Annotated in this window: 23 protein-coding genes; 11 read left to right on the top strand and 12 right to left on the bottom strand. The window is 61.7% G+C overall.

Translation table 11 applies throughout. The features are described from left to right. Positions 1-95 precede the first annotated feature (95 nt). The 4 genes from OTERR_RS08075 to OTERR_RS08060 are packed head-to-tail and all read right to left on the bottom strand — an operon-like array spanning position 96 to position 4,386. Positions 96-1,943, bottom strand: coding sequence for a family 2A encapsulin nanocompartment cargo protein cysteine desulfurase (locus tag OTERR_RS08075; protein ID WP_149425408.1), 1,848 nt, complete (start codon positions 1,941-1,943; stop codon positions 96-98). Further along, complete coding sequence (locus OTERR_RS08070; RefSeq protein WP_149425407.1) at positions 1,918-2,850, bottom strand: family 2A encapsulin nanocompartment shell protein; 933 nt, start codon at positions 2,848-2,850, stop codon at positions 1,918-1,920. Before OTERR_RS08070 ends, OTERR_RS08075 begins: the two co-directional genes overlap by 26 nt. A gap of 57 nt (positions 2,851-2,907) precedes the next feature. Beyond that, a complete protein-coding gene (gene epsC / locus OTERR_RS08065; protein WP_149425406.1) occupies positions 2,908-3,870 on the bottom strand; it encodes a serine O-acetyltransferase EpsC in 963 nt (320 codons plus the stop codon). A 3-nt stretch (positions 3,871-3,873) separates the two neighbouring features. Next, positions 3,874-4,386 carry a rhodanese-like domain-containing protein gene (locus OTERR_RS08060; RefSeq protein ID WP_149425405.1) on the bottom strand — a complete coding sequence of 171 codons (513 nt, stop codon included), beginning with the start codon at positions 4,384-4,386 and terminating at the stop codon, positions 3,874-3,876. Positions 4,387-4,871: 485 nt separating this feature from the next. Between OTERR_RS08060 and OTERR_RS08055 the strand changes: the two genes are divergently transcribed. The 3 genes from OTERR_RS08055 (at position 4,872) to OTERR_RS08045 (ending at position 7,111) form a co-directional block, all read left to right on the top strand. Then, positions 4,872-5,744 carry an HpcH/HpaI aldolase/citrate lyase family protein gene (locus tag OTERR_RS08055; protein ID WP_149425404.1) on the top strand — a complete coding sequence of 291 codons (873 nt, stop codon included), beginning with the start codon at positions 4,872-4,874 and terminating at the stop codon, positions 5,742-5,744. Between the two features lie 191 nt (positions 5,745-5,935). Continuing rightward, positions 5,936-6,250 carry a hypothetical protein gene (locus tag OTERR_RS08050; RefSeq protein WP_149425403.1) on the top strand — a complete coding sequence of 105 codons (315 nt, stop codon included), beginning with the start codon at positions 5,936-5,938 and terminating at the stop codon, positions 6,248-6,250. Positions 6,251-6,457: 207 nt separating this feature from the next. Next, complete coding sequence (locus tag OTERR_RS08045) at positions 6,458-7,111, top strand: Clp protease ClpP (protein ID WP_149425402.1); 654 nt, start codon at positions 6,458-6,460, stop codon at positions 7,109-7,111. Positions 7,112-7,443: 332 nt separating this feature from the next. On the opposite strand, the gene OTERR_RS08040 is transcribed toward OTERR_RS08045, so the two are convergent. Beyond that, positions 7,444-9,309 (bottom strand): acyltransferase family protein, encoded by a 1,866-nt coding sequence (locus tag OTERR_RS08040; protein ID WP_149425401.1) that lies wholly within the window; start codon positions 9,307-9,309, stop codon positions 7,444-7,446. A 366-nt stretch (positions 9,310-9,675) separates the two neighbouring features. On the opposite strand from OTERR_RS08040, the gene OTERR_RS16715 reads away from it, so the two are divergent. Further along, the gene (locus OTERR_RS16715) at positions 9,676-10,290 is read left to right on the top strand and encodes an IS1/IS1595 family N-terminal zinc-binding domain-containing protein (protein ID WP_425466028.1); all 615 of its coding nucleotides are present in this window, start codon (positions 9,676-9,678) and stop codon (positions 10,288-10,290) included. A gap of 203 nt (positions 10,291-10,493) precedes the next feature. Here OTERR_RS16715 and guaA read toward each other — a convergent pair whose 3' ends face one another. Both guaA and guaB read right to left on the bottom strand, forming a co-directional pair. Then, the gene (gene guaA, locus OTERR_RS08030) at positions 10,494-12,059 is read right to left on the bottom strand and encodes a glutamine-hydrolyzing GMP synthase (protein WP_054620921.1); all 1,566 of its coding nucleotides are present in this window, start codon (positions 12,057-12,059) and stop codon (positions 10,494-10,496) included. 68 nt (positions 12,060-12,127) lie between these two features. Next, the gene (gene guaB / locus OTERR_RS08025) at positions 12,128-13,591 is read right to left on the bottom strand and encodes an IMP dehydrogenase (protein ID WP_054620922.1); all 1,464 of its coding nucleotides are present in this window, start codon (positions 13,589-13,591) and stop codon (positions 12,128-12,130) included. Positions 13,592-13,663: 72 nt separating this feature from the next. Between guaB and OTERR_RS08020 the strand changes: the two genes are divergently transcribed. Next, a complete protein-coding gene (locus OTERR_RS08020) occupies positions 13,664-14,260 on the top strand; it encodes a DUF4124 domain-containing protein (RefSeq protein WP_149425400.1) in 597 nt (198 codons plus the stop codon). Between the two features lie 121 nt (positions 14,261-14,381). Here OTERR_RS08020 and OTERR_RS08015 read toward each other — a convergent pair whose 3' ends face one another. Continuing rightward, on the bottom strand, positions 14,382-14,696 hold the full coding sequence (locus OTERR_RS08015) for an RnfH family protein (RefSeq protein ID WP_149425399.1): 315 nt from the start codon (positions 14,694-14,696) through the stop codon (positions 14,382-14,384). 7 nt (positions 14,697-14,703) lie between these two features. Next, positions 14,704-15,144, bottom strand: coding sequence for a type II toxin-antitoxin system RatA family toxin (locus OTERR_RS08010; RefSeq protein ID WP_054620925.1), 441 nt, complete (start codon positions 15,142-15,144; stop codon positions 14,704-14,706). Between the two features lie 68 nt (positions 15,145-15,212). Here OTERR_RS08010 and smpB point away from each other — a divergent pair, with 68 nt between their 5' ends. Next, a complete protein-coding gene (gene smpB, locus OTERR_RS08005) occupies positions 15,213-15,662 on the top strand; it encodes an SsrA-binding protein SmpB (RefSeq protein ID WP_054620926.1) in 450 nt (149 codons plus the stop codon). Positions 15,663-15,840: 178 nt separating this feature from the next. Continuing rightward, a complete protein-coding gene (locus OTERR_RS08000; RefSeq protein ID WP_149425398.1) occupies positions 15,841-16,122 on the top strand; it encodes a hypothetical protein in 282 nt (93 codons plus the stop codon). A gap of 135 nt (positions 16,123-16,257) precedes the next feature. Here OTERR_RS08000 and OTERR_RS07995 read toward each other — a convergent pair whose 3' ends face one another. The 3 genes from OTERR_RS07995 to OTERR_RS16575 all read right to left on the bottom strand — a co-directional run bounded on the left by OTERR_RS07995 (position 16,258) and on the right by OTERR_RS16575 (position 19,761). Further along, a complete protein-coding gene (locus OTERR_RS07995) occupies positions 16,258-16,479 on the bottom strand; it encodes an NfeD family protein (RefSeq protein ID WP_054620928.1) in 222 nt (73 codons plus the stop codon). A gap of 9 nt (positions 16,480-16,488) precedes the next feature. Further along, on the bottom strand, positions 16,489-18,864 hold the full coding sequence (gene ppsA / locus OTERR_RS07990; protein WP_149425397.1) for a phosphoenolpyruvate synthase: 2,376 nt from the start codon (positions 18,862-18,864) through the stop codon (positions 16,489-16,491). A 132-nt stretch (positions 18,865-18,996) separates the two neighbouring features. Next, positions 18,997-19,761, bottom strand: coding sequence for an FCD domain-containing protein (locus OTERR_RS16575; RefSeq protein ID WP_054620930.1), 765 nt, complete (start codon positions 19,759-19,761; stop codon positions 18,997-18,999). A gap of 289 nt (positions 19,762-20,050) precedes the next feature. On the opposite strand from OTERR_RS16575, the gene OTERR_RS07980 reads away from it, so the two are divergent. Genes OTERR_RS07980 through OTERR_RS07965 form a run of 4 tightly spaced genes read left to right on the top strand, consistent with a single transcriptional unit; the run spans position 20,051 to position 25,876 of the window. After that, positions 20,051-20,878, top strand: coding sequence for a (Fe-S)-binding protein (locus OTERR_RS07980; RefSeq protein ID WP_149425396.1), 828 nt, complete (start codon positions 20,051-20,053; stop codon positions 20,876-20,878). A 1-nt stretch (position 20,879) separates the two neighbouring features. Next, a complete protein-coding gene (locus tag OTERR_RS07975; protein WP_149425395.1) occupies positions 20,880-21,566 on the top strand; it encodes a LutC/YkgG family protein in 687 nt (228 codons plus the stop codon). Continuing rightward, the gene (locus OTERR_RS07970; protein WP_149425394.1) at positions 21,563-23,041 is read left to right on the top strand and encodes a LutB/LldF family L-lactate oxidation iron-sulfur protein; all 1,479 of its coding nucleotides are present in this window, start codon (positions 21,563-21,565) and stop codon (positions 23,039-23,041) included. The genes OTERR_RS07975 and OTERR_RS07970 overlap by 4 nt, the downstream gene beginning before the upstream one ends. A gap of 54 nt (positions 23,042-23,095) precedes the next feature. Continuing rightward, entirely contained in the window at positions 23,096-25,876 is a 2,781-nt protein-coding gene (locus OTERR_RS07965) for an FAD-binding and (Fe-S)-binding domain-containing protein (RefSeq protein WP_149425393.1), read from the top strand. Positions 25,877-26,013: the final 137 nt, after the last annotated feature.

Here is a 26,013-nt window from a genome sequence, read left to right as displayed (position 1 = left end):
GTTCGGCGTTGCGGCATCCCCCCCAATTTCCCACCATGGAAAAAGCCTCCACCTTTGCAGGCGGAGGCTTTTTCCATCGGGCAGACACAGCGCGGCTAGCGCAGCGCCGTGTTCCCCTTGCCCCGGGCCAAGCGGTGCAGCACGGCCACCAGGGTATCGACCTCCTCGCAGGTGTTGTAAAAGGCCAGGGACGGGCGCACCGTTGCTTCCAGGCCGAAGCGGCGCAGGATCGGCTGGGCGCAGTGGTGGCCGGAGCGCACGGCGATACCATCCCGGTTGAGGGCCGCGCCCACTTCCTCGGTACGGTAGCCCTCCAGAACGAAGGACAGCACGCTGGTCTTGTCCCGGGCGGTGCCCACCAGGCGCAGCCCGGGGACGGTCTTCAGCCCCTGGGTGGCGTAGTCGAGCAGCAGGTGCTCGTAGTGGGCGATGTTCTCCAGGCCGATCCGCTCCACGTAGTCCAGGGCGGCGCCCAGCCCCACCGCGTCGGCGATGTTGCCGGTGCCGGCCTCGAACTTGTTGGGCGGCGGCTGGTACTGGGTGCGCTCGAAAGTGACGTCGGCGATCATGTTGCCGCCCCCCTGCCAAGGGGGCATGGCCTCCAGCAACTCTTTCTTGGCATAGACCACACCGATGCCGGTGGGGGCGAATACCTTGTGCCCGGAAAAGACGAAGAAGTCCGCATCCAGGGCCTGGACGTTGACCCGCAGGTGCGACACCGACTGGGCCCCGTCCACCAGCACCCGGGCGCCGGCCCGGTGAGCCAGGTCGATGATCTGCTTGACCGGCGTCACCGTACCCAGGGCGTTGGAAACCTGGGTGATGGCCACCAGCCTGGTGCGGCTGTTGAGCAGCTTCTGGTACTCGTCGAGCAGGATCTGGCCGTCGTCGTCTACCGGAATCACGCGGATCTTCGCCCCGCTGGCGGCAGCGAGCTGCTGCCAGGGCACGATGTTGGCGTGGTGTTCGAGCAGGGAGACGACGATCTCGTCGCCGGGCCCGATGTTCTGCGCCCCCCAGGTCTTGGCCACCAGGTTGATGGCCTCGGTGGCGCCGCGCACGAACACGATCTCCTCCGGCGAACCGGCGCCGAGAAAGCGCGCCACCTTGTGCCGCGCCGCCTCGTAGGCGTCGGTGGCCCGTGCGGCCAGTTCGTGGGCGGCCCGGTGGATGTTGGAGTTTTCGTGGGCGTAGAAGTAGGCCAGCCGGTCGATCACCGCCTGGGGCTTCTGCGTCGTGGCGGCATTGTCGAGCCAGATCAGGGGGCGGCCATTGACTCGCTCGGCGAGAATCGGGAAATCCCGGCGCACGGCGTTGATGTCGAAGGGCGGCGTGGCTACCTGTAGCTGGGACGGCGCTTCCGGCGGCTCGGCATAGCGTTGCCCGCGCGGACCACCGCTCTGGTCGAGGAAGTAGAAGCCAGGGGCCGACGCCTCCTGACGCGCGACCTCACCCCGGGAGGAGCCGCCGATCTCGGCGAGCAGGGCCCGCAGCTCGTCCTGGCCAGGTAAGCCGAAGGACTGGGGCGACACCGAACCGCCCGGCAGCAGGGCGCTGTCGGGTAGAACCGGTGACTCGGCCCGGTAGGCGCTCGATTCCCCGAGGAAGTAGTAGGGACTGCCCGGCCCTGGTGTTCCGGCCAGGGGCACCGTGGGCAAGGCTGCCGCATAGGCCTCCGGTACTGCCGGCCCGGCAGCGCCACGACCGGCCGACGGCGCGGCCTCGACCGGATCGTTGGCCAAGGCAGGAGACGCTGGCGACGGTGCCCCCCCTTCGGCCACGCCCCGTGCTGGCGCCGGCGCAAAAGCCGGCGAGGCGCCCCCGCCAGGCAGGGTGGCAAAGAACTCGCCGGCCAGCCGGGCCAGGGTATCCACGTCGGGCAGGCCCGGCGGCGACGACGCCAGCCCGGTCACGCCATTACTTGTAGGTGTCGGGGTAGTCATGGTACTTGCCGATCTCCACGTCTTCGAGAACCGCCAGGGCGTCTTCGGTGAGTACCGCCAGCGAGCAATACAGCGAAATCAGGTAGGAGGCGATGGCGTTACGGTTGATGCCCATGAAGCGCACCGACAGCCCTGGGCTCTGTTCGCCGGCCAGGCCGGGTTGGTACAGGCCGACCACGCCCTGGCGCTTGTCGCCGACGCGCAGCAGCAGGATCTGGGTCTTGCCGTCTTCGTCGATGGGCAGCTTGTCGGAGGGGATCAGGGGCAGGCCGCGCCAGGTGAGGAACTGGGAGCCGAACAGGCTGACCGTGGGCGGGGGCACACCGCGACGGGTGCATTCCCGACCGAAGGCGGCGATCGCCAAGGGGTGGGCGAGGAAGAAGCCCGGCTCTTTCCACACCTTGCTGATCAGCTCGTCCAGGTCATCGGGGGTCGGAGCGCCAGTCAGGGTGGAAATGCGTTGGGTCGGGTCCACATTGGCGAGCAGGCCGTACTCCGGGTTGTTGATCAGCTCGCTTTCCTGGCGCTCCTTGATGGTCTCGATGGTGAGGCGCAGTTGCTCCTTGATCTGGTCGTGGGGGCTGCTGTAGAGGTCCGAGACCCGGGTGTGCACATCGAGGATGGTGGTGACGGCGTTGAGGAAATATTCCCGGGGCTGATCCTCGTAGTCGACGAAGGTCTGGGGCAATTCGGCCTCGTCGCGCTTGGAGCACGCTACCCGGATCAGGGCAGCGTTCTTGACCTTGTTGAGGCGGAAAATGCCAGCTTCCACGGGCTGCCATTGCAGCAGGTGCACCAGCCAGCGGGGGGTGATGATCGAGTACTGGGGAACTGTCTTGGTGGCGTTGGCGAGCTGGCGCGCGGCGTTGTCGCCGAGGGCCTGGCGCACATCCTGGTGTTCAGCCATTGATTACTCCTGAGCAGGTTTGAAAGGGACTACAGCGGTACAGCAGAAGTGGAAGGTTCATGGCTGGGGAGCACTCTCCTGAAGCAGGTTGGCTTGGGTGATGTTGCTGCCCGGGGGAACGCTGCGGGTCAGCCAGACGTTGCCACCGATCACCGAGCCGCGGCCGATGGTGATGCGCCCGAGGATGGTGGCGCCGGCGTAGATCACCACCTCGTCCTCGACGATCGGGTGGCGGGGCTGGCCCTTGGCCAGGGCGCCGCAGTCGCTGTTCTCGTCCACCTCGAAGCGCTTGGCCCCCAGGGTGACGGCCTGGTAGAGGCGCACCCGGGCACCGATGACGGCGGTTTCGCCGATCACCACGCCTGTGCCGTGGTCGATGAAGAAGCCGGAGCCAATCCGGGCGCCGGGGTGAATGTCGATACCGGTTTCGCCGTGGGCGATTTCCGCCACCATGCGCGCCAGCAGCGGCACACCCAGGTTGTAGAGGCTGTGGGCGAGGCGGTAGTGGGTCACCGCCACCACCCCCGGATAGCAGAGGAGCACCTCGTCAACGCTGCGGGCCGCCGGGTCGCCCTGGAAGGCAGCCACCACATCGCTGTCGAGCAAGCCACGAATACCGGGCAGGGCTGCGGCGAAGCGGCGCACGATATCCACCGCGTCGTGCTCGGCCTGGCTGCTGTCGCGGCCATGCTGGCGGGCCTGGTAGGCCAGCTCCAGACGCACCTGGGCGAGCAGGGCGTTGAGGGCGATGTCCAGGGTGTGGCCAACGTAGTAGTCCTCGCTCTCGTCGCGCAGGTCCGGAGGACCGAGGCGCATCGGGAAGAGGGCGCCGCACAAGGCCTGGACGATCTCACCCAGGGCTTCCCGGGAAGGCAGTTCCCGGGCGCGTAACTCGCGCAGCCGGCCGTGGGCGCCGCGCCAGCGCAGGCGGGCCTGGCGCAGTTCAGCAACAACGTGGTCCAGGTTCCAGTGCTGCTCGGGAGAGACCGTACCCAGGCCATTCGGATTCAGGTCGCCCATGGCTCAGTCCTGCACCCAGGGCAGGCCCCAGCGCCGCCATCCACCGGAATCGCCGCGCTGCTGCTGGTTGTCCAGATCGCCCTCGAAGCCTTCGAGGATGTTGAAAACCTGGCTGAACCCCTTGGCGGTAGCGGCCTCGGCAGCCGCAGCGGAACGCTTGCCGCTGCGGCAGAGAAACAGCACCACGTCGTCCTTGCCGACCTTGTTTTCCAGCTCACGCAGGAAGCGCGGGTTCTTGATCATGGCCGGACCGGTCTGCCAGGCCACATGCAAGGCGCCGGGCACCCGGCCGACAAACTTCAGTTCTTCCGCGGTGCGCACGTCCACCAGCACCGCCTTTCCACTGGCAACCAGTTGCCAGGCCTCGGGGGGATAAAGGCCGCCGGCGTAATTCAGGCCGCTAGTCCGGGCTCGGGCGCGGGCCTCGTCGAGCAGACGCGCCGGGGCGACTTCGGTAGTAAGGGGGGGCAGCTCGGTGTTGGGGAGCGAAGTTTCGGCGAGGGTCGGAGCGGTCATGGCGATTTCCTTGGGACGGGGCTGGCTGCCCGGTGCGTGATCCGTCATGCACCGGGCGAATGACAATCTACGGCCGGGGTTTTTCGCCACGAACGAAGGAAATCTTTGTTGCTTATATCGGGATATCCAGATGCATCCGCGGCCGATAGGAATCGATCTGGGAGCAGGGGAGGGGGAGGCGCCGTGCGCCCGCTCGTAGCCGGCGCAAGACACCAGCCTTGCGCTGCGGAGCAACCAGACCCGAATGACCGGCATGCGCCAGCTCCCGTACAGCCGACGATGCCGCCTCAACCTGGATGGGTTCGACTATCATCTGCGGCGGCCGCGCGGATTACGGGGTTCTGCATGAAGCAGGCCCGCACGAGGGCAGGGGAGCCGTCACCTGGGATAGATGCCTAATCGACATCGTCAGCATCAAGCTGGCAGAAAATTAATAGACTAGGCCGAACTGATCGGCCGTACCGAGAACACTCAAGGAGCCATACATGAGCAGTAAGCCTCGTCCACGCCGTTCGGTGCTTTACATGCCGGGGGCCAACGCCCGCGCCCTGGAGAAGGCGCGCAGCCTAGCGGCGGACGGCCTGATTCTCGACCTGGAGGATGCCGTCGCCCCTGATGCCAAGGCACTGGCCCGGGAGCAGGTCGCAGCAGCCGTTCGCGCAGGCGGTTACGGGCCTCGCGAGGTGATCGTGCGGGTCAATGGGCTGGATACCGTCTGGGGGCGCGACGACGTAACCGCAGTGGCGAACTGCGGCGCGGATGCCGTTCTTTTTCCCAAGGTGGAACGGCCGGATCAGGTCCGTGACGCAGTAGCCGCGCTGGATGCCGCCGGAGCACCAGCGGACCTGGCGGTATGGATCATGGCCGAGACCCCCCGGGCCTTTCTTGAGATCAACGCCATCGCCGCCGCCCATCCGCGCCTCAAAGCCATCGTGATCGGCACCTCCGACCTGGCCAAGGAGTTACGCGCACGCCATACACCGGACCGTATCGGCATGATCGGCGCCCTGTCGCTCGGCGTTCTCGCCGCTCGGGCTTATGGCTTGACCATCCTTGACGGCGTTTACCTGGACTTGAACGATGAGGCCGGGTTACAGCAGGCCTGCCGGCAAGGGCGTGACATGGGGTTCGACGGCAAGACGCTGATCCATCCCAAGCAGATCGATGCCGCGAATGCCATGTTCGCTCCCGATATGCAGGAAGTAGCCGATGCGCGGCAACTGATCGCCGCCTGGCAGGATGCCCGCGACGCCGGACAAGGGGTGGTGGTGGTGAATGGCAAACTGGTGGAGAACCTCCATGTCGAGGAGGCCCTGCGCATCCTCGCCCTTGCCGACGCCATCGCCACCATGGGCTAAATTCTCCGATACACCATCTGCAAAGGACTCAAGGGACAAGGTGCTTCATACGCTTGTCCCTTTGACTTTGTTTCTTTCCTGGTAGCCAAGGCTACAAATCGGCACATTCTTCCGTTCCGGCCGTACTAGGCTGTAAACATTGACGTCCAATTCAATTTTCCCCCGACAGAGGAGAACGCAAGGAGCGCGCTATGACCAAGAACCGCATCGTACTTTGCACGAGCCTAGCCTTGATGGTGGCCAGCCCCTTGGCCATGGCCGATTTGGGCAAGGCGTGTCACGAAATCAAGGAGTCGGCAGTAGAGGCTGCGGATAAGACTGTAGAAGTCGGGAAAGAAATCGGCCACGCCACCGTCGAAACAGCTAAGTCAGTGGGGCATGCAGTAGCCAATGGCGCACGCAAAGGCTATCGAGCCACCCGTGAGGCAATCAGCGGAAGCTCATCCTCCCCAGCGTCGTCCAACAACAAAAGCGACGATCCCAACACTGAAGGAAAGAACAAGTAGCACCAGGAAGAAAGCTTCAGCCGTGAACTAGGCTGACAGGCCCTGGGGGGCCTTTTTCTTCGCCGCCGTAACTTCCGATAATTTGTATTATGTAAAATAAACTACGCCTGCAGTGTAGAAAACGGACCATGGTCTCCTTCACCGTCGAAGGCGCATATAGTCGATACACTAAACAGAACAAACAGGCGATCACGCTCAGGAGGCACCATGAAACCACAAGAATTGCTTTGCGGGCTGGACGACGATCCTAACAATGGCGGAAGCAACAATACGGCCTTCACCAACTTGCTGCGTTATGAGCGGCAGGCTCCGGTTCGACAGATCTCATACTACGTCTGTGGCGAGATTCAGGAGCCCCAGTACTACACCGAGCTGTTCTACACCTTGCGTAGCGCCGGCCCCACGGACCTGATCTACCTTCATCTCAACTCCCCTGGTGGGGATTTCGATACCGGGTTGCAGATCATTAATAACATGCAAGCCTCCGAAGCCCAGATCATCACGGTGCTTGAAGCCCGCGCTTATTCGATGGCCGCGATGATCTTCCTCGCTGGGAACGATCTGATCGTCCATGACAACTGCCAACTCATGTTCCACACCTATTCCGGCAATTTTGCCGGCAAAGGCAACGAGCAACAGGCTCAAGTAGTGGCCATCGCCAGTTGGTTCCAAAAGGTGATGACCAGAATCTGCACACCATTCCTCACCAAAGGGGAGATCGACCGTATCCAGCACGGCAGCGACGTCTGGATGGATTCGGATGAAATCCGCCGCCGGTTGGCCCGTATCAAGCGCAGCCAGGGGAAAACCGTCTCGCGGCAGAGAAAGGGACTTCCTGCCCAGGAGGATAGGAAAGGTTAAATTCGCCCCCAAACCCATCTCCAGACGGCCGTTTTCGAAAGCCCCCTCCTCTTCCACTTTTGACAGAGATGGGCCTACCTATTCCCAATAAACCCCAATAAAAAAGCCCTTGAACAATCAAGGGGTTTTTTGAAAACACCGATTAAGTTTGAGCGTTCCTGCGCCCACTCCAACTCAATAGTCACGCATTGTAATTTTTATTTTTTTCAATCACTTACGCCTCACAAAGTGAGTGAGCAAGTTCTGTGTGACTTAGAAAAAGCCACACCGATACACACCATAGAATAACTATGGCTGTTGTAAGGTGAAAACTCGCACATTGTATAATAAAGTCAGCGCTCATTCTTCAGCAACCTAATGAAATTATTCAGCTTACTAGAAAAATAAATCGTCCCTTCTCTAGACAAGTGAAAACCATCATAGAGCAACAAATCACCGCTATCACTCAACAACCTACAAACCTCATCCTCGCAAAATGAGAGGTACGGATCGACAAATCGATCCCCTAATAAATCCCTTAATTTTGCATTAATTTTAGCTTTATCCGTACTCAACAATACCGAGCTTGGAAAACTTGCGCCTCCATTAAGTCGTATAAAATCAATTGGCGAAAAATCTAAATGCTTGTTTCCGAAAAACCAAAACTTATCGCCATAATCAGAAATTAAGTTTTGATAGCTTTCTTCCAACAAGTCCACCTCCCAATCACTCCAACTAGAGGCAAATATAACTTTGTCAGCCTGACGAATTAAATCTTTATTTTCATCATCTAGCAAATCATCGACACCAGCGCAATCCTTTAAACTATCCGCCGCAATGAAGTGCGAGAACTTACTTCTATTTAGATAAAGATTTCCGCATCCAGCATAAATGGTGAGCGAAGAAATGGAAAGGTATTCATCAAGATTTACAAAATTCAAAACGTTAATTAAGTCACCAGAGTTACTATCACCAATAACTAAAATTTTTATTTTTTCAGAATTAAAAGATGACTTTCTGAGCCTTTTTTTTAGATCCCATACATAAATGTCGGAATCGTTTTTCAACTCAAAGTACTTCACGACACCATCGTCGAATCGCCATAAATTCCCAGAATTTAAATAACCTAACAATCCGACAGACACAAAAGTGAAACTGAAAATTAAGGACAAGCTAAAAACTTGCTTTCTTGTTAATTTACTTTTATCTCGGAAAGGCGCTTCCACATACTTCCACGTAAAGTAAGCAATAACAATAGCTAGTACAGCAAGAACACCATAGACCAAACTACTCGGTTTAGTCAAACTGCTGTGCTTTGCGAATGCGAACAAAGGCTGATGCCAGAGATATGCGCTGTAGCTTATCAAGCCAATACCAACAAAAGCCTTATTACCTACAAACTTGCCAACGGTAGTCTGCTGTGTAGCAAACAAAATAATCAGCACCGTGCCTAGTGTAGGAACAAGCGTATAGAAGCCAGGGAACGGCGTAGTATTACTGTAAGCGAAGATTGCGTAAATAATCAGCGCAACACCTAACCAACCACCAAACTCACTTAAGCCTTTTCCAAAGGCTTTACGATTAGCTTGCGACAAGTAAAAGGCAGCAAAGGCACCAATCAGCAATTCCCAGCCACGTGTTGGCAATAGATAAAAGGCAGCGGTTGGCTTAGCATAAGCAGCCCACTGCGCTAGAACAAGACTAGCAACGAATACAAGTCCAAGCGTTACAAGCATCCAACGCTTACCTAATTTCCAAAACAGCATCAGAAACAATGGGAAGATAACATAGTACTGCTCTTCTACTGCCAAGCTCCACGTATGTAACAGCGGCTTAAGTTCTGCTGCCGTACCAAAATAGCCACTCTCACGCCAAAACAAAATATTCGAAGCAAAGCCAGAGACGGCAACTAAGCTTTGCGAGAAGTCCTTCATATCGCTTGGCAACAGCCAGAACCAAGCAAACGGAATACAAATAAGCATTACTAAGAACAAGGCTGGCAAAATTCGCCTAGCACGTCGCTCGTAGAAATTGACGATTGAGAACTTTCCTTGCTCAAGCTCAGCAAGAATGATTGTCGTAATCAAGTAACCGCTGATTACGAAAAATATATCTACGCCTACAAAGCCGCCGCCGAACGCTTCAAAGCCAGCGTGGAAAAGTATCACTGGCAGCACAGCAAGCGCCCTAAGTCCGTCTATCTCTCTTCTGTAGTCCATACTTTAAGTGCGTCTTAATCGTCCTATATCGTCCAGCAACAATGCCAGCCGCTTGCCCTACTTCTAGCTGTCGTTGCTCTAAATATCTCTCAACGCCAATCTTTGTTGTAATTGAAAAATAAGTTTTGCCAGCCAATTCCTTTGCCTTAAGCTCGTGATAATGGAGCTTGGCTTTGTCTATTGCCGCACTTTTGTTTCTCGTTTTAAGATTGAAGCGAGCGTACTTGCCTTCCTTAGCAAGCCACATACGCATCTGCCAATACTCGCCTCGCTTGTAGATTACAGCTTCGTCAAATATGGCTCTGTCTGAATTAACTGTTGAGCTGATCTAGATTGAAGGCATGGTTGTCCTGAAGGAGGCAAATCATGCGTAGCCAGGAGTTTGCGGACCTACTGGGCCGACTGGGACCCCTGACCCCACAGCAAAAGGCTGTGGTGATTCGTCATCTGAACATGAGGCGAGCCCCTGAGGACATCCGCGTTGCTGGCACGTTGCCGGAGCCGATACGCTGCCCGCATTGCGCAGCGCCAAAGGCTAGCGTTCTCTCCTGGGGCCAGAGCCATGGGTTCAAGCGTTACCGGTGCAAAGACTGTCGCCGAACCTTTAATGCGCTCACGGGCACGCCCCTGGCGCATTTACGCAAACGGGAACGATGGGAGCGCTACGGGCAGGCCTTGATTGAAGGCGTCAGCGCCGTCGTTGCCGAATCGACAAGAACACGGCGTTCCTGTGGCATCACTGCTTCCTGCACCAGACAGCGAGCCATCAGGCCCAGCACGAGGCGGGTATCGTCGAAGCAGACGAGACCTTCTTCCTGGAATCTTTCAAAGGCACTTGCCTCGCCCCCACGTCACCGTGGCGGTGTCGCCCGAAAACGGGGAATCAATACTGAACAGATCCCGGTCCTCGTAGTCCGCAACCGTAGCGAACAAACGGCCGACTTCAAGCTGGCGGTCCTGGATGCCCCCCCACATCAGTGATATTGGTTCTTCGTCGTCGTAAAATGAGTGTTTTTTGAGAGGCATATGGGCTGCGAGTTACTACGATTTTGAGAAGCTACAGCAATGTGTAGCTTTACGTGCAACCGTAACTTCGCAGCCCTTAAAAATCAACGACTTATTGATTTTTTGAAGCTTTTGTGTAATTACAAAACCATATAAATCAACAACTTACACTCTAAAAGTCACTCCCACTCGATAGTCGCCGGGGGCTTACCAGAAATGTCGTAGACCACCCGGTTGATACCGCGCACCTCGTTGATGATGCGATTGGACACCTTGCCGAGCAGGCTGTGGGGCAATTCGGCCCAGTGGGCGGTCATGAAGTCCTGGGTCTGCACGGCGCGCAGGGCCACCACGTATTCGTAGGTGCGGCCGTCCCCCATCACGCCCACACTCTTCACAGGCAGGAACACGGCGAACGCCTGGCTGGTCTTGTCGTACCAATCGGCGGCGCGCAGTTCGTCGATGAAGATGGCGTCGGCGCGGCGCAGCAGGTCGGCGAATTCCTTCTTCACCTCGCCCAGGATGCGCACCCCCAGGCCGGGGCCGGGGAACGGATGGCGGTAGACCATCTCGTGGGGCAGGCCCAGGGCGATGCCCAGTTCACGCACCTCGTCCTTGAACAGCTCGCGCAGGGGCTCGAGCAGCTTGAGGTTGAGGGTTTCCGGCAGGCCGCCCACATTGTGGTGACTCTTGATGGTGTGGGCCTTGCCGGTCTTGGAGCCGGCGGATTCGATCACGTCCGGGTAGATAGTGCCCTGGGCGAGCCACTTGGCGTTGGGCAGCTTCTTGGCTTCGGCCTGGAAGACCTCGACGAACTCGCGGCCGATGATCTTGCGCTTGGCCTCGGGATCGGAAACGCCTTTCAGATGCCCCATGAACTGCTCAGTGGCATCGACGTGGATGACCTTGACACCGAGGTTGCGGGCGAACATCTGCATGACCATCTCGCCCTCGTTGAGGCGCAACAGGCCGTTGTCCACGAACACGCAGGTGAGCTGATCGCCGATGGCCCGGTGCAGCAGCGCCGCCACCACGGAGGAATCGACACCGCCGGACAAGCCGAGGATCACCTCCTCGTCGCCCACTTGAGCACGCACCTTCTCGATGGCCTCGTTCACGTAGTCCGGCATGTTCCAGTCGTGGCCGCAGCCGCAGATTTCGTGCACGAAGCGGGCGATCATTTCCTTGCCCTTGATCGTGTGGGTGACCTCCGGGTGGAACTGCACGGCGTAGAACTTGCGGTCCTCGTCAGCCATCGCCGCCACCGGACAGGAATCGCTGCTACCGATGACCTTGAAGCCGGCCGGCAGGTCGGTGACCTTGTCGCCGTGGCTCATCCACACTTCGAGCAGGCCGTGGCCTTCGGCATTGGTGCGGTCCTCGATACCGTTGAACAGGGCGGAATGGCCCCGGGCGCGCACTTCGGCAAAGCCGAATTCGCGCTTACCCGAGCTTTCCACCTTGCCGCCCAGTTGCTGGGCCATGGTCTGCATGCCGTAACAGATGCCGAGCACCGGCACCCCCAGCTCGAAAACAGCCTGGGGCGCTTTCCAGTCCAGGGCTTCATACACCGAGTTCGGACCGCCGGAGAGGATGATGCCCTGAGGGTTGAACTGGCGGACGAACTCGTCGCTGACGTCGAAGGGATGCAGTTCGCAGTAGACCTGTTGCTCACGCACGCGGCGGGCGATGAGCTGGGTGACCTGGGAGCCGAAATCGAGAATGAGGATTTTCTGGTGAGCCATGGCGAAGTGCTCTGGTAAAAACGATAAGGGCGGCCGCGCTGGGCCGCCCCGGGGAACCGACGCTGGAATCAATCCACGTGGTAGTTGGGTGCTTCCTTGGTGATCTGCACGTCGTGGACATGGGACTCGCGCACGCCGGCAGAGGTGATCTCCACGAAGGTGGCGTTGGCGTGCATGTCCGCGATAGTCGGACAGCCCAGATAGCCCATGGACGAACGCAGGCCGCCCATCAGCTGGTGGATCACGTTGAGCACCGGGCCCTTGTGCGGCACACGGCCTTCAATGCCTTCAGGCACCAGCTTGTCAACGTTGGCGGTGCTTTCCTGGAAATAGCGGTCGGCGGCACCAGCCTGCATGGCGCCGAGAGAGCCCATGCCCCGGTAGGACTTGTAGGAGCGGCCCTGGAACAATTCGACCTCGCCCGGTGCTTCGTCGGTACCGGCGAACAACCCGCCCAGCATGACCACGTTGGCACCTGCTGCGATGGCCTTGGCGATATCACCGGAATAGCGGATGCCGCCGTCGGCGATGAGGGGAACACCGGTGTTCTTGAGCGCTTCGGAAACGTTATGGATGGCGGTGATCTGGGGCACACCCACGCCAGCCACGATACGGGTAGTGCAGATGGAGCCGGGGCCGATGCCGACCTTGACGCCGTCGGCGCCGGCGTCGACCAGCGCCAGTGCGGCTTCAGCGGTAGCGATGTTGCCGCCGATCACCTGCACATTGGGGAAGTTCTTCTTCACCCAGGTGACGCGGTCAAGCACCCCCTGGGAGTGGCCGTGGGCGGTATCGACCACGATCACGTCGACGCCGGCCTCGGCCAGAGCCTCAGCCCGCTCCTCGGTACCGGCACCGACGCCGACGGCGGCGCCGACGCGCAGGCGACCATGATCGTCCTTGGCGGCGTTGGGGTATTCGGTAGCCTTGAGGATGTCCTTGACGGTGATCAGGCCGCGCAGGCGGAATTCATCGTCCACCACCAGCACCCGCTCCAGGCGGTGCAGGCGGATCAGTTCCTTGGCCTCATCGATGCTGGCGCCTTCCTTGACCGTGACCAGGCGTTTGCGCGGGGTCATGATCTCCTTGACCGATTGGGCCAGGTTGGATTCGAAGCGCAGGTCCCGGTTGGTGACGATCCCCACCACCTTGCCGTTCTTGTCCACCACCGGCATGCCGGAGATGCGGTTCTGGCGGGTGATTTCCACCACCTGGCCGACCGTCATGTTCGGCGTGATGGTGATGGGATCCTTGAGCACACCGGCCTCGTGGCGCTTGACCTTGGCCACTTCGGCCGCTTGGGCCTTGGCCGTGAGGTTCTTGTGCACGATACCGATACCGCCTTCTTGGGCGATGGCAATCGCCAGGCGGGCTTCGGTCACGGTGTCCATGGCAGCGGACACCAGCGGCATGTTGAGGGAAATCTGGCGAGTCAGCTTGGACTGCAGATTGACATCGCGGGGCAGGATGTCGGAGTGAGCGGGAACGAGGAGGACGTCGTCGAACGTCAACGCCTTCTGGATCAGACGCATGGCTTCAAACCTTTGGCTCAAAATGCGATTATACGCGGGTAGCCATTCCCGGGACAATAAAAGGATCGTTTGATGCCCATTCTCAGCCGCTTCCAGCCAACTTGCAGCGCCTTGCCGAGGCATGTGGCTACCTTCGTTGCACTTGGCTACGCCCTGGTTCTGACCGGTTTTTCCAACACCGCTGGCGCCGAGACTTACATCTGGAAGGACGCGAACGGCAAGACCATCATTTCCGATTCCCCTCCCCCGCGCTCGAGCAAACAAGCACGAACCGTGGGCGGCAATGGCAAGGCTTCCGGCTACACACTCCCCGCCAAGGAAAGTGGTGGCGCAGATGCCAATGCAGCGGCGCCGGCAAGCGAGCCTCCGCCCCCCGGCGCCACACCGAGCCCCCCGCCACAGCCCAAAACCATGGCCGACCGGGAGCTTGAATTCCGCAAGCGCCAACTAGAAGCCAAGGATCGGGAAGAAAAGGCCGCCAAGGAAGCCCAGGACAAAGCCCAGCGCCGTGAAGAATGCGCCCGGGCCAGTCAGTACCTGGAAGCCCTGCGCAACGGGCAACGCATTGCCCGATACAACGACAAGGGCGAGAAGGAAATCCTGGGTGACGAACAGCGCGAGGCCGAAATAGCCCGCGCCAAGCAGGCGGCTGACAACCTGTGCAAATAGCCGCCCTGCAATAACAAAAAAGCCCTGATGATTCAGGGCTTTTTTATTGAGTTCCGACGCATTGAGCGCCGGCGGACATGGCGAAGCTGACGTGCAATCGCACGACACTAGACACTAGCGTCTAGGCCTCTGCCTCACCGCCCTCCCCTGCCCCTTTCTTCATCGCCTTGCCTTCCGCCGCCCGTTTTTTACGAACCTCCTTGGGATCGGCGATCAGGGGGCGATAAATCTCGACCCGATCCCGGTCGCGCAACGGCGTGTCGAGCCGAGCGAGCTTGGCAAAAATCCCCACTTTGTTCTTTGTCAGATCGATTTCCGGATGTTTGTTCAACAGCCCGGAAGCCTCGACGGCCTGCTGTACCACGGCCCCCTCGGGCAACTCCAGGCTCACCAGGTCTTGCTGGGCGGACTGGGCGTAGACGACTTCGATCTTCATCGGAACCTCATTTTCCCTGGCGGTAGACCTGATCGGCCCGCTTCACGAAGGCATCGACGAAGGTGTTGGCGATGTGGGAAAACACCGGGCCGATGATCTTTTCCAGCAATTTATTGGAAAACTCATACGCCAGGGAAAACTCGATCTTGCAGGCAGCATCGCCTAAGGGCTTGAAATGCCAGCGCCCTTCCAACTTCTTGAACGGTCCGTCGACTAGCTTGATGGCCATCCAGCGCGGAATTTCCTTGTCGTTTTCCGTGGTGAAATGGGCTTTGACGCTGTGGTAGTTGATGTGCAACGTGGCTACGGTCTGCGTGTCCGTACGGGCTTTGAGTTCGGTAGCGCCGCACCAGGGTAAAAACTGCGGATAATCCTCGACCCGATCCACCAAGTCGAACATATGTTGGGCCGTATGTTCGATGAGTACTGACTTTTCAACCAAGGCCATGGGGTTCGGGGGCACCGGTGCCCCGGGAATCAAGTAGAATCGATCATTTTAGCGAAAACCCAGGCGCCATGAGCATCACCGTCAACAAGAAGGCGTTCCACGACTACTTCATCGAGGAAAAGATCGAAGCCGGCCTCGCCCTGCAAGGGTGGGAGGTCAAGGCTATTCGTGCCGGGCGGGTGAACATCAAGGAATCCTACGTAGTGATCAAGAAGGGCGAGATCCAGCTGCTCGGCATGCACCTCACCGCCCTCCCCACCGCCTCGACCCACGTCACGCCAGACCCGACCCGCACCCGCAAGCTGCTGCTGCACCGGGCCCAGATCGACAAGCTGATCGGCCAGGTCGAGCGGTCCGGCTACACCCTGGTGCCCATCGACCTGCACTACACCCGGGGCCGCATCAAGCTGGAGATCGGCCTGGCCAAGGGCAAGAAGCTGCACGACAAGCGCAGCGACGAAAAAGAGAAGGACTGGAAGCGGGAACAGGGTCAGCTGATGAAGGAACGGCAGCGCTGATAGCGTTTCAGCCCCCCCCTGCCAAACCCCGCGCCGATACTCGTTCTCCAGCCGCCACAACGCGAAGGTCCGCGCCAGTATTGGAGCTTGGCGCATCCCGCCTGAAGATCGGCCAGGGACGCGGGGTTTCAGCCGCCACACGGTACGCAACAGGTACGCATCACCCGAAACGTCGTCTATGGAAAACCTGTTCAAGGTTGTCGCTTTTCTAGCCGTGCTCATGGTTTCCACCAACGGCATTGCCTGGTTGCTCTCGAAAATGAAAAACGAGAAAGCAGCAAAGCGCTTGGGAACCCTCTTGTCTGGTCTGGGGTTTATCGGGGCAGGAGCATACGTGATCGCGGGCCCGACGATCGAAGTGAGCGCCAGGACCGGGCCGGTGTCTTCATTTTCTGTCGGATTGGCATTGAGTGGCGTTGGCGCCTTCCTTCTATGGACGTCCATCCGCCGGCAGCGCTAAGCATGAAAAACCGTTGCGTGCCAGTCAGCCCCACGGCTGACAGGTGAGCCAAGCCCCCCAGCCGAATCGGATAAAAAAAAGCCGGAGACGCATCAGCGCTCCGGCTTTTTTTATCCGCACGCCCCGGTTGGGCGGCTAGCGTCGAAAGATTTGGAACCAGGTCCACACCAGGGTCATGGAGGCGGTGAGCCAGAGAAACACCTGGGCGCCGAAAGTCGCTCCGGGAAAGGCGTAGAGCACACCCGCCACCACCCAGGCTCCAGCGCCGAACCAGCAAACGAAAAGGGCACCGAGCCGAAGCTCGATGCCCATCAGGACGACGCCCAGCAGCAGCCAGTGCCACCAGGCGAAATCCATATCGCCGCCTTACTGCTGAGCCTGGCCGGCGAGGCGCAGCCAGGTGTCCACCACCGTATCCGGGTTGAGGGAGATGGAGGTGATGTCCTGCTCCATCAGCCACTCGGCCAGATCGGCGTGGTCGGAAGGCCCTTGGCCGCAGATGCCGACGTACTTACCCTTCTTGTTGGCGGCGGAAATCGCCATGGCCAACAGGGTCTTCACGGCGGGATCGCGCTCATCGAACAGGGAGGCCACCAGACCGGAGTCCCGATCCAGCCCCAGGGTCAGCTGGGTCAGATCGTTGGAGCCGATGGAGAAGCCGTCGAACACCTCGAGGAACTCTTCTGCCAGCAGGGCATTGGACGGGATCTCGCACATCATGATCAGCTTGAGGCCGTTCTCGCCCTTCTTCAGACCATGCTCGGCGAGCAGCTCAACGACTTGCTTGCCTTCACCGACGGTGCGCACGAAGGGCACCATCAGCTCCACGTTGGTCAGGCCCATTTCCTCGCGGACCTTCTTCATGGCGCGGCATTCCATCTCGAAGCAGTCGCGGAAGCTCTGGGCGATGTAGCGCGAGGCGCCGCGGAAGCCCAGCATGGGGTTCTCTTCCTCGGGCTCGTACAGTTCGCCGCCAAGCAGCTTGCGGTACTCGTTGGACTTGAAGTCCGAGAGACGCACGATCACCGGCTTGGGCCAGAAGGCAGCAGCGATGGTGGCCACGCCTTCGGCAAGCTTCTCGACGAAGAATTCCTTCGGGCTGGCGTAACCCCGGGCGCGGCGCTGGATTTCCTCGCGCTTGCTGGCGGGCAAGCGGTCGATGTCCAGGATGGCCTTGGGGTGGATGCCGATGACGTTGTTGATGACGAATTCGACCCGGGCCAGGCCCACGCCGGCATTGGGCAGCTGGGAAAACTCGAAGGCGAGTTCCGGGTTGCCCACGTTCATCATGATCTTGGTGTCGATCTCGGGCATGGCGCCCAGATCGCGGGAAATCACTTCGAAGTCGAGCTTGCCACGGTAGACGTGGCCGGTATCGCCTTCGGCGCAGGACACGGTCACCAGATCGCCGTCGGACAGAGTCTCGGTGGCGTCGCCGCAACCGACGATGGCGGGGATGCCCAACTCACGGGCGATGATCGCCGCGTGGCAGGTACGGCCGCCCCGGTTGGTGACGATGGCGGAAGCGCGCTTCATCACCGGTTCCCAGTTCGGGTCGGTCATGTCAGCCACCAGCACGTCGCCGGGCTGAACCTTGTCCATCTCGGAGGGATGGGTGGCGATGCGCACCGGGCCGGCGCCGATCTTCTGACCGATGGCACGGCCGGAAGCCAGCACCTTGGAGTAGCTCTTGAGCTTGAACTTCTGCAGCCGGTCGTGACCTTCCTGGGACTTCACCGTCTCAGGACGGGCCTGGAGCACGTACAGCTTGCCGTCCACACCGTCGCGGCCCCACTCGATGTCCATCGGGCGGCCATAGTGCTTCTCGATGATCACGGCGTAGCGGGCCAGTTCCATGACCTCGGCGTCGGTGATCGAGAACTGGATGCGGTCGGCTTCGGGCACGTCAACTGTCTGGGTGGACTTGCCGGCGACCTTCTGCTCGGTGAACACCATCTTGATCAGCTTGGAGCCGATGTTGCGGCGGATCACGGCATTCTTGCCCGCTTCCAGCATGGGCTTGTGCACGTAGAACTCATCCGGGTTCACCGCGCCCTGCACCACGGTCTCGCCGAGGCCATAGGAGGCAGTGACGAACACGGCGTCACGGAAGCCGGATTCGGTATCCAGGGTAAACATCACGCCGGAAGCGCCCTTGTCGGAGCGGACCATGCGCTGCACGCCGGCAGACAGGGCTACTTCGGCGTGGGTGAAGCCCTTGTGCACCCGGTAGGCGATGGCGCGGTCGTTGTAGAGCGACGCAAACACTTCCTTGATGGCGTGGAGGATGTTCTCCAGGCCGACGATGTTCAGGAAGGATTCCTGCTGGCCGGCGAAGGAGGCATCCGGCAGATCCTCGGCGGTGGCGGAGGAACGCACGGCAAAGGAAGCCTCGGGGGAGGAATCCTTGATCAGGCCCTGGTAGTGCTCGGCGATCTGCTTTTCCAGCTCGGCCGGGAACGGGGTGTCGACGATCCATTGACGGATCTGGGCACCGGTTTCCACCAGTTTCTTGACGTCATCGACGTCGAGGGTATCGAGAGCCTGGTGGATGCGGTCGGCCAAGCCGTTGTGGGCGAGAAACACCCGGTAGGCCTCGGCAGTGGTGGCAAAGCCGCCGGGAACACGGACATCGGTGTTCGCCAGCTGGCTGATCATTTCGCCGAGCGAGGCGTTTTTGCCCCCCACTTTCTCAACATCGTCCATCCGAAGTTGATCGAAGCTGATCACATAAGCGCTCATCGCCGGATTAATCCTTTCGAGTAATGCATGAATGCAAGGTTGGGGGCAAAAGAAACTACAAAAAAAATCGTTAGCTGATGCGGGTTTGAGCAACACCCCGTCTGCGTGCCGCAGCGAAAGACGGCGATTTTCTCACTTTAGGCGACGTAACGCACGGGTTTCCCGTTCTTCGTGCTGTGCCGTCTCCAGCATGCTTTCCCGAACGAAATCAATGTGCCGCCGCACTGCACCATGAGCCGCCTGCGGATTACGGGTACGGATCGCCTCCCATATGGCGGCGTGCTGGTCACGCAACTCCAGCCAATCCTCTTCCATGCGGCGCAGGTGGCGCAGGTTGCGGTCGATGTGATCGTGGGTGACTCGGAACAAGCTGGCCGTCAAGTGGCCAAACATCACGTTATGCGCGGCTTCGGCAATGGCTTGATGGAAAGCCAGGTCGGCCGTGACCTGCTCTTCGAACACCGTCGCGGAAGGCCCTTCGGCGAACAAGGCCTCGACCCGCTCGTAGGCCTGGCCGATGCGCAGCAGATCGGCGTCGGTCGCCCGGCGTGCGGCTAGGGACGCGGCCTCGGATTCGAGCATGCCGCGGAACTCAAGGAGATCGGCTTGGATATTCGGATGCAGGCGCAGCATCTGCTGCCAAGGGTCGGTAAAGGCCGCGTCCAATTGGTCGGTGACGTAGGTGCCACCACCTTGGCGACTGTGCAACAGGCCTTTCGACACCAGTTTCTGGATCGCCTCGCGCAACGACGGGCGCGATACCCCCAGCTCGGCAGCCAGCTCACGCTCGGGCTGCAACCGGTCTCCCGGCTTCAGGGAGCCCTCCAGAATGCGTCGCTCCAGATCGTGGGCGATGGTATCCGAGAGTCGCTGCACTGCAATCTTGCCAGCGGGCATCCGAGCTCCATTTAATTGGTAAGACCACCATGATACGGCTTAAACACTGGCTTTACAAGAATTGCCTACGTACAAACCACAGGTTTTTCTAGTTGTGCACTGCAAAATCAACCGCTTGAGTCTTATAGAGGATTGACTTTTTCTTTGGCTGTGCGTAACTTCTGTCGCCATCGGAGATATTGGTCTTACCAATTTACCGTAAGTCGATTTACAGGTTCATAACCGAAGCCAACCGAAAAGCCGCAGCGTTCCGGACACCCCGACGCCAGCCGGCAGGACTGGAGGAGACATGAGCGTCCCCCTCGTGAGCGCGGGCGAACACCCCGTGCGCGCCTACCCCCCCCGCCCCGAGGCGGTGTATTTCTATGGCACCTGCCTGGTGGATTTGTTCGTCCCCGAGGCCGGCATGGACGCCATCGCCCTCCTGGAGCGGGAAGGCATCCGGGTGATCTTCCCGGACAACCAGACCTGCTGCGGCCAGCCCGCCTTCTCCAGCGGCTTTCCCGACGAGGCCCGCCAGGTGGCGGCCTCCCAGCTCGACCTGTTCCCCGAGGACTACCCGGTGGTGGTTCCCTCCGGCTCCTGCGGCGGCATGATCCGCTGGCACTGGGAAAAGATCTTCGCCGACGACCCGGCGCGCTACGCCCAGGCCAAGGCCATCGCCGAACGGACCTACGAGTTCGCCGAATTCCTGCTTCACGTTGTCGGCTTCAACCGCCCCGACCAGGGCGAGCCCACCACTGTCACCCTGCACACCTCCTGTTCCGCCCGGCGCGAAATGGGCACCCATCTGGTGGGCCGGGAACTGCTGGCCAAGCTGGGCAACGTCACCCTCGCCCACCACGGCCACGAATCGGAATGCTGCGGCTTCGGCGGCACCTTCTCGCTCAAGCACCCGGACGTATCCACCGCCATGGTCAGCGACAAGGTCGCCGCCCTGAAGGCCACCGGCGCCAGCGAAGTGGTCACCGCCGACTGCGGCTGCCTGCTCAACATCACCAAGCGCGCCGCCAAGGAAGACCTGGACGCCGGCCGCGTCAAACCGTCCCTGCCGGGCGAACACCTGGCCACCTTCCTGCTGCGCCGCACCGGCGGCCAGACGTCCGGGAGCAATTGACATGAGCGCCCGCGATCGCATCCTCGCCAAGCTGCGCGCCAACGCGCCGCAGAGCCCCCTGCCCGTGCCCACGTCCCAGCTCGACGCCCACTACGCGGCCCGGAAGCGCCAGGAATCGACCCTGGACCGACTGGCCCGCTTCCGCACCGGCATCGAGAGCTTCCACGCCGACGTCCACGTCACCCTGGAAGAGTCCTGGCCTGAACTGCTCGCCCGCCTGTGCGCGGAAAAGGGCGTGTCCAGCCTGCTCTACGGCGCCGCCACTCCGGCCGGCGAGCGGCTCGACGCCGCTGCCTTCGCCGCCGGCGGCACCACCCTGCGCCCCTGGGCCGGCCAGGTGGAAGACATCAAGGCCGACCTCTTTCATAAGGTGGATGCAGGCTTCACCCAGGCCCGTGGGGCGATTGCCGAGACCGGCACCCTGATCCTGTGGCCCTCCCCCGCCGAGCCGCGCACCCTGTCCCTGGTGCCGCCGATCCACTTCGTGCTGCTCGACGCCGCCACCATCCACCCCACCTTCTTCGATGCCCTGCGCGCCGAGAACTGGGCCGGCGGCCTGCCCACCAACGCCCTGCTGATTTCAGGCCCGTCCAAGACCGCCGACATCCAGCAGACCCTGGCCTACGGCGCCCACGGCCCGAAGGAGTTGATCGTGCTGGTCACCACCCGGGAAGGAGCCACGCAATGAACGCCCCCACGCCTCACACGGTCCATGCAGCCCAGGGCAAGCCGGCGGCCGGCCAGCCCATCGCCTTCGTGTCGGCCGAGGCCCTGCGCGAGCGGGTCCACGCGGCGGTGAACGACGACCACTTGCGCAGCAGCTTCCGCGGCGCCATGGATTTCCTCATGGCCAAGCGGGCCGCCCAGTTTCCGGACGAATCCGAACTGGTGTCCCTGCGCAGCCTGTCGGAAGCGATCCGCCAGTACAGCTTGTCGAAATTGCCCGACCTGCTGGAACAGCTCGAAGCCAACCTGACCCGCAACGGCGTCCACGTGCACTGGGCCGAGACCCCGGACGAGGCCAACGCCATCATGCTCGACATCGCCCGGCGCCATCAGGCCAAGCTGATCGTCAAGGGCAAGTCCATGGTCAGCGAGGAGATCGAGTTCAACCACGCCATGGAAGCCGCCGGCATCGGTGCTTTGGAATCGGACATGGGCGAGTACATCGTCCAGCTGGCCGGGGAGAAGCCTTCCCACATCATCATGCCGGCGATCCACAAAACCAAGGAGCAGATCGCCACTCTGTTCGCCGAGAAGGTGCCCGGGGTCGACTACACCGACAACGTGGACGCCCTGATCCAGATCGGCCGCCAGGTGCTGCGCGAGAAGTTCGAGCAGGCCGAGATCGGCCTCTCCGGCGTCAATTTCGCCGTGGCCGAGACCGGCACCCTGTGCCTGGTGGAAAACGAGGGCAACGGCCGCATGTGCACCACCGTGCCCAAGGTGCACATCGCCATCACCGGCATCGAGAAGGTAGTGGAAAAACTCGAGCACGTGGCGCCCCTGTACTCGATCCTGACCCGCTCGGCCACTGGCCAGGCGGTATCCACCTACTTCAACCTGATCTCCGGCCCACGCAAGGCCGACGAGAAGGACGGCCCGCAAGAGGTGCACCTGGTGCTCCTCGACAACGGCCGCTCCCAGGCCTACGCCGACGAGCAGCTGCGCAAGACCCTGCAGTGCATCCGCTGTGGTGCCTGCATGAACCACTGCCCGGTCTACACCCGCATCGGCGGCCACGCCTACGGCACCACCTATCCGGGCCCCATCGGCAAGATCGTCTCGCCCCACATGATGGGCCTGGAGCAGACCCACCTGCTGCCCACCCTATCCACCCTGTGCGGCGCCTGCGGCGAAGTATGCCCGGTGAAGATCCCCATCCCGGAACTGCTGGTGCGCCTGCGCGGCGAGGCCCAGAGCGCACCTCACGCCAACCCGGCCATGGTCGGCCAGGGGGCCGGCTACAAGCCCCTGGTGTCCTTCGCCTGGCGCATGTGGGCGCGCATCTACGCCCAGCCTGGCGCCTATAAGGCCTTCAGTTGGCTGGCCTCGCGCTTCCGTGTCTTTTCGCCCTCGCGCCAGAGTGGCTGGACGGTGGCCCGCACGCCCCTGAAGCCCGCGCCGAAACGGTTGCGGGACATGGTGCGCGAGCGCCACTAAGCCCCACCGGCCCCTTCTTTTTCCACCGACTATCCCTGCCTGGGAGCACCGACCGTGTCCGCTCTGATCGACGCCCTGCGCCGCCGCCTGCCCGCTGATCGGGTCATTACCGACGAACTGCGCCGTCTTGCCTATGGCACCGACGGCAGCTTCTACCGCCTGATTCCGGAAGTGGTGACGGTGGTGAACGACGAGGATGAGGTCCGCGATGTGGTTAACCTGGCGCGCCAGCACCAGCGCCCGGTCACCTTCCGTGCCGCCGGCACCAGCCTGTGCGGCCAGGCGGTCACCGACGGAGTGCTGGTGCTGCTCGGCGAAGGCCTGGCCACCTGTGCCATCGCCGTCGACGGTGCCACCGTGGCGGTGGGCCCGGCCATGGTGGGTGCCGAGGTGAACCGGCGCCTCGCCCCCCTGGGCAAGAAGATCGGCCCCGACCCGGCCTCGATCAACGCCGCCAAGATCGGCGGCATGGCCGCCAACAACAGCAGCGGCATGTGCTGCGGCACCGCCCAGAACAGTTACAACACCCTGGCCGCGATTCGGGTGCTGCTGGCCGACGGCACCGTGCTCGACACCGGCGATGCCGCCAGCGTCGCCACCTTCCGGGTCAGCCACGCCGCCCTCCTCTCTCGCCTGGACCAATTGGCCGACGACGTGCGCGCCGATGCGGCCCTGTGCGAACGCATCCGCACCAAGTACAAGATCAAGAACACCACCGGCTACAGCCTCAACGCCCTGGTGGACTTCACCGACCCGGTGGACATCCTGGCCCACCTGATGATCGGCTCCGAAGGCACCCTGGGCTTCATTTCCCAGGTGACCTACCGCACCGTGCCGGAGTACGCCCACAAGGCCAGCGCCCTGGCCTTCTTCCCAGACATGGAGACCGCCTGCCGCGCCGTGGTGGGCCTCAAGACCCGGCCGGTGGATGCCGTCGAGCTGCTCGACCGGGCGTCGCTGCGCGCTGTGGCCCACAAGCCGGGCATGCCGCCGCTGCTCAAAACCCTGGACGAAGGCGCCACGGCGCTACTGATCGAGACCCGAGCCCCTTCCGCCGCCGAGCTGCAAGAACGCATCGGCGCGGTGCTGGACGAACTGAACGCCTACCCCCTGGTGGAAGCCCCAGCCTTCACCACCGACGCCGCCGAGATTGAGCGGCTGTGGAACGTGCGCAAGGGCACCTTCCCCGCCGTCGGCGCGGTGCGCAAACCCGGCACCACGGTGATCATCGAGGACGTGGCGGTGGCGGTGCCCGACCTGGCCGCCTGCTGCCTGGACCTTCAGCACCTGTTCGCCAAGCACGGCTACCACGAGGCGATCATTTTCGGCCACGCCCTGGAAGGCAACGTGCACTTCGTGTTCACCCAGGATTTCGGCATCGAAACCGAGGTGGCCCGCTACGCCGCCTTCATGGACGACGTATGCGCCCTGCTGGTCAAGAAGTACGACGGCTCCCTCAAGGCCGAGCACGGCACCGGGCGCAACATGGCCCCCTTCGTCGAACTGGAATGGGGCGCCCGGGCCTACGGCCTGATGCGCCAGATCAAGGCCCTGTTCGACCCGGAAGGCCTGCTCAACCCGGGCGTGATCATCAACGACGACCCGGAGGCCCACCTCCAGCACCTCAAGCCCATGCCCGCCGCCGGCGAGTTGTACGCCCCGGTGGACCGCTGCATCGAATGCGGCTTCTGCGAGCCCCAGTGCCCGTCCCACGGCCTGACCCTGTCGCCGCGCCAGCGCATCGTCGCCTGGCGCGAGCTGTCACGCCGCCACGCCGCCGGCGAAGCCACTGGCGAGCTGGGCGAGGACTACCTCTATCAGGGCCTGGAAACCTGCGCCGGCTGCGGCCTGTGCTCCACCGCCTGCCCGGTGGGCATCGAGACCGGCGCCCTGGTGCGCGCCGTACGCGGCGAGAACCTGTCCGGCGTGGCCCGCCAGCTCGGCCAGGTGGCCGCCCAGCATTTCGCCACCACCCAGGCCCTGGCGCGCACAGCCCTCAAAGCCGGCCACCTGGCCGAATCCCTGGTGGGCGCCAAACTGCTCGGCAAACTCACCGGCGGCGCCTGGAAAGCCGGCATGCCGCGCCCCCAGCCGGCGGGCCGCGCCACGGCCAGCCAGGGCGACAAGGTGGTGTACTTCCCCACCTGCGCCGGCCGCATCTTTGGCGCCGACACCCCGGCCGAAGCGCTTTCCGCCACCGTCATCCGGGTGCTGGAGCGGGCCGGCTACGCGCCGATCATTCCCGCCGGCATCGATGCCCTGTGTTGCGGCCAGTCGTTTGCCAGCAAGGGCCTGGCGGCGGAAGCCGACCGCAAGTCGGCGGAGCTGGAGGCGGCCCTGCGCGAGGCCAGCGACAACGGCAAGTATCCGATCGTGCTCGACGCCAGCGCCTGTTCCCTGCGCATGAAGACCTACCTGGCCGAGCGGCTGCCAGTCTATGACCTGGTGGAGTTCGCCCACGACGCCCTGCTGCCGCGCCTGATGCTGCAAAAGAAGGCCGACCCGGTGCTCATTCACCTCAACTGCAGCGCCCGGCGCATGGGCGCCGAAACCAAGCTCAAGGCCCTGGCCCGGGCCTGCGCCGAGCAGGTGGTGATGCCCCCCGAGGTGAAGTGCTGCGGCTTCGGCGGCGACCGGGGCTTTGTCGTGCCCGAGCTCAACGCCCACGCCCTGCGCAAGATTCACGACGACGTGCCGGCCAATTGTTGCGGCGGCTATTCGAGCAACAAGACCTGCGAGATCGGCCTGACTGCTGCCACCGGCGTGCCGTACCAGTCCATCGTCCATCTGCTCGACGAATGCAGCCAGGAGGCCGCCCGCATGGCGACCTGCTGATCCCAATTCCCCGCGGCGGTGCCGCCGGAAAACAACACCCCTCCCCTGAAAGCAAGACTGGGAGCCGATCTCGAAAGGGACCGTCTCGGGAGGCCCGTGTGTGCTTGTTTTCCGAAGGCACCCCGTGGAGATCAACT

Source organism: Oryzomicrobium terrae (assembly GCF_008274805.1).
Taxonomy (GTDB): Bacteria; Pseudomonadota; Gammaproteobacteria; order Burkholderiales; family Rhodocyclaceae; genus Oryzomicrobium; species Oryzomicrobium terrae.
Note: the sequence above shows the minus strand (reverse complement) of the source record. Positions and strands in the feature narration are given on the sequence as shown.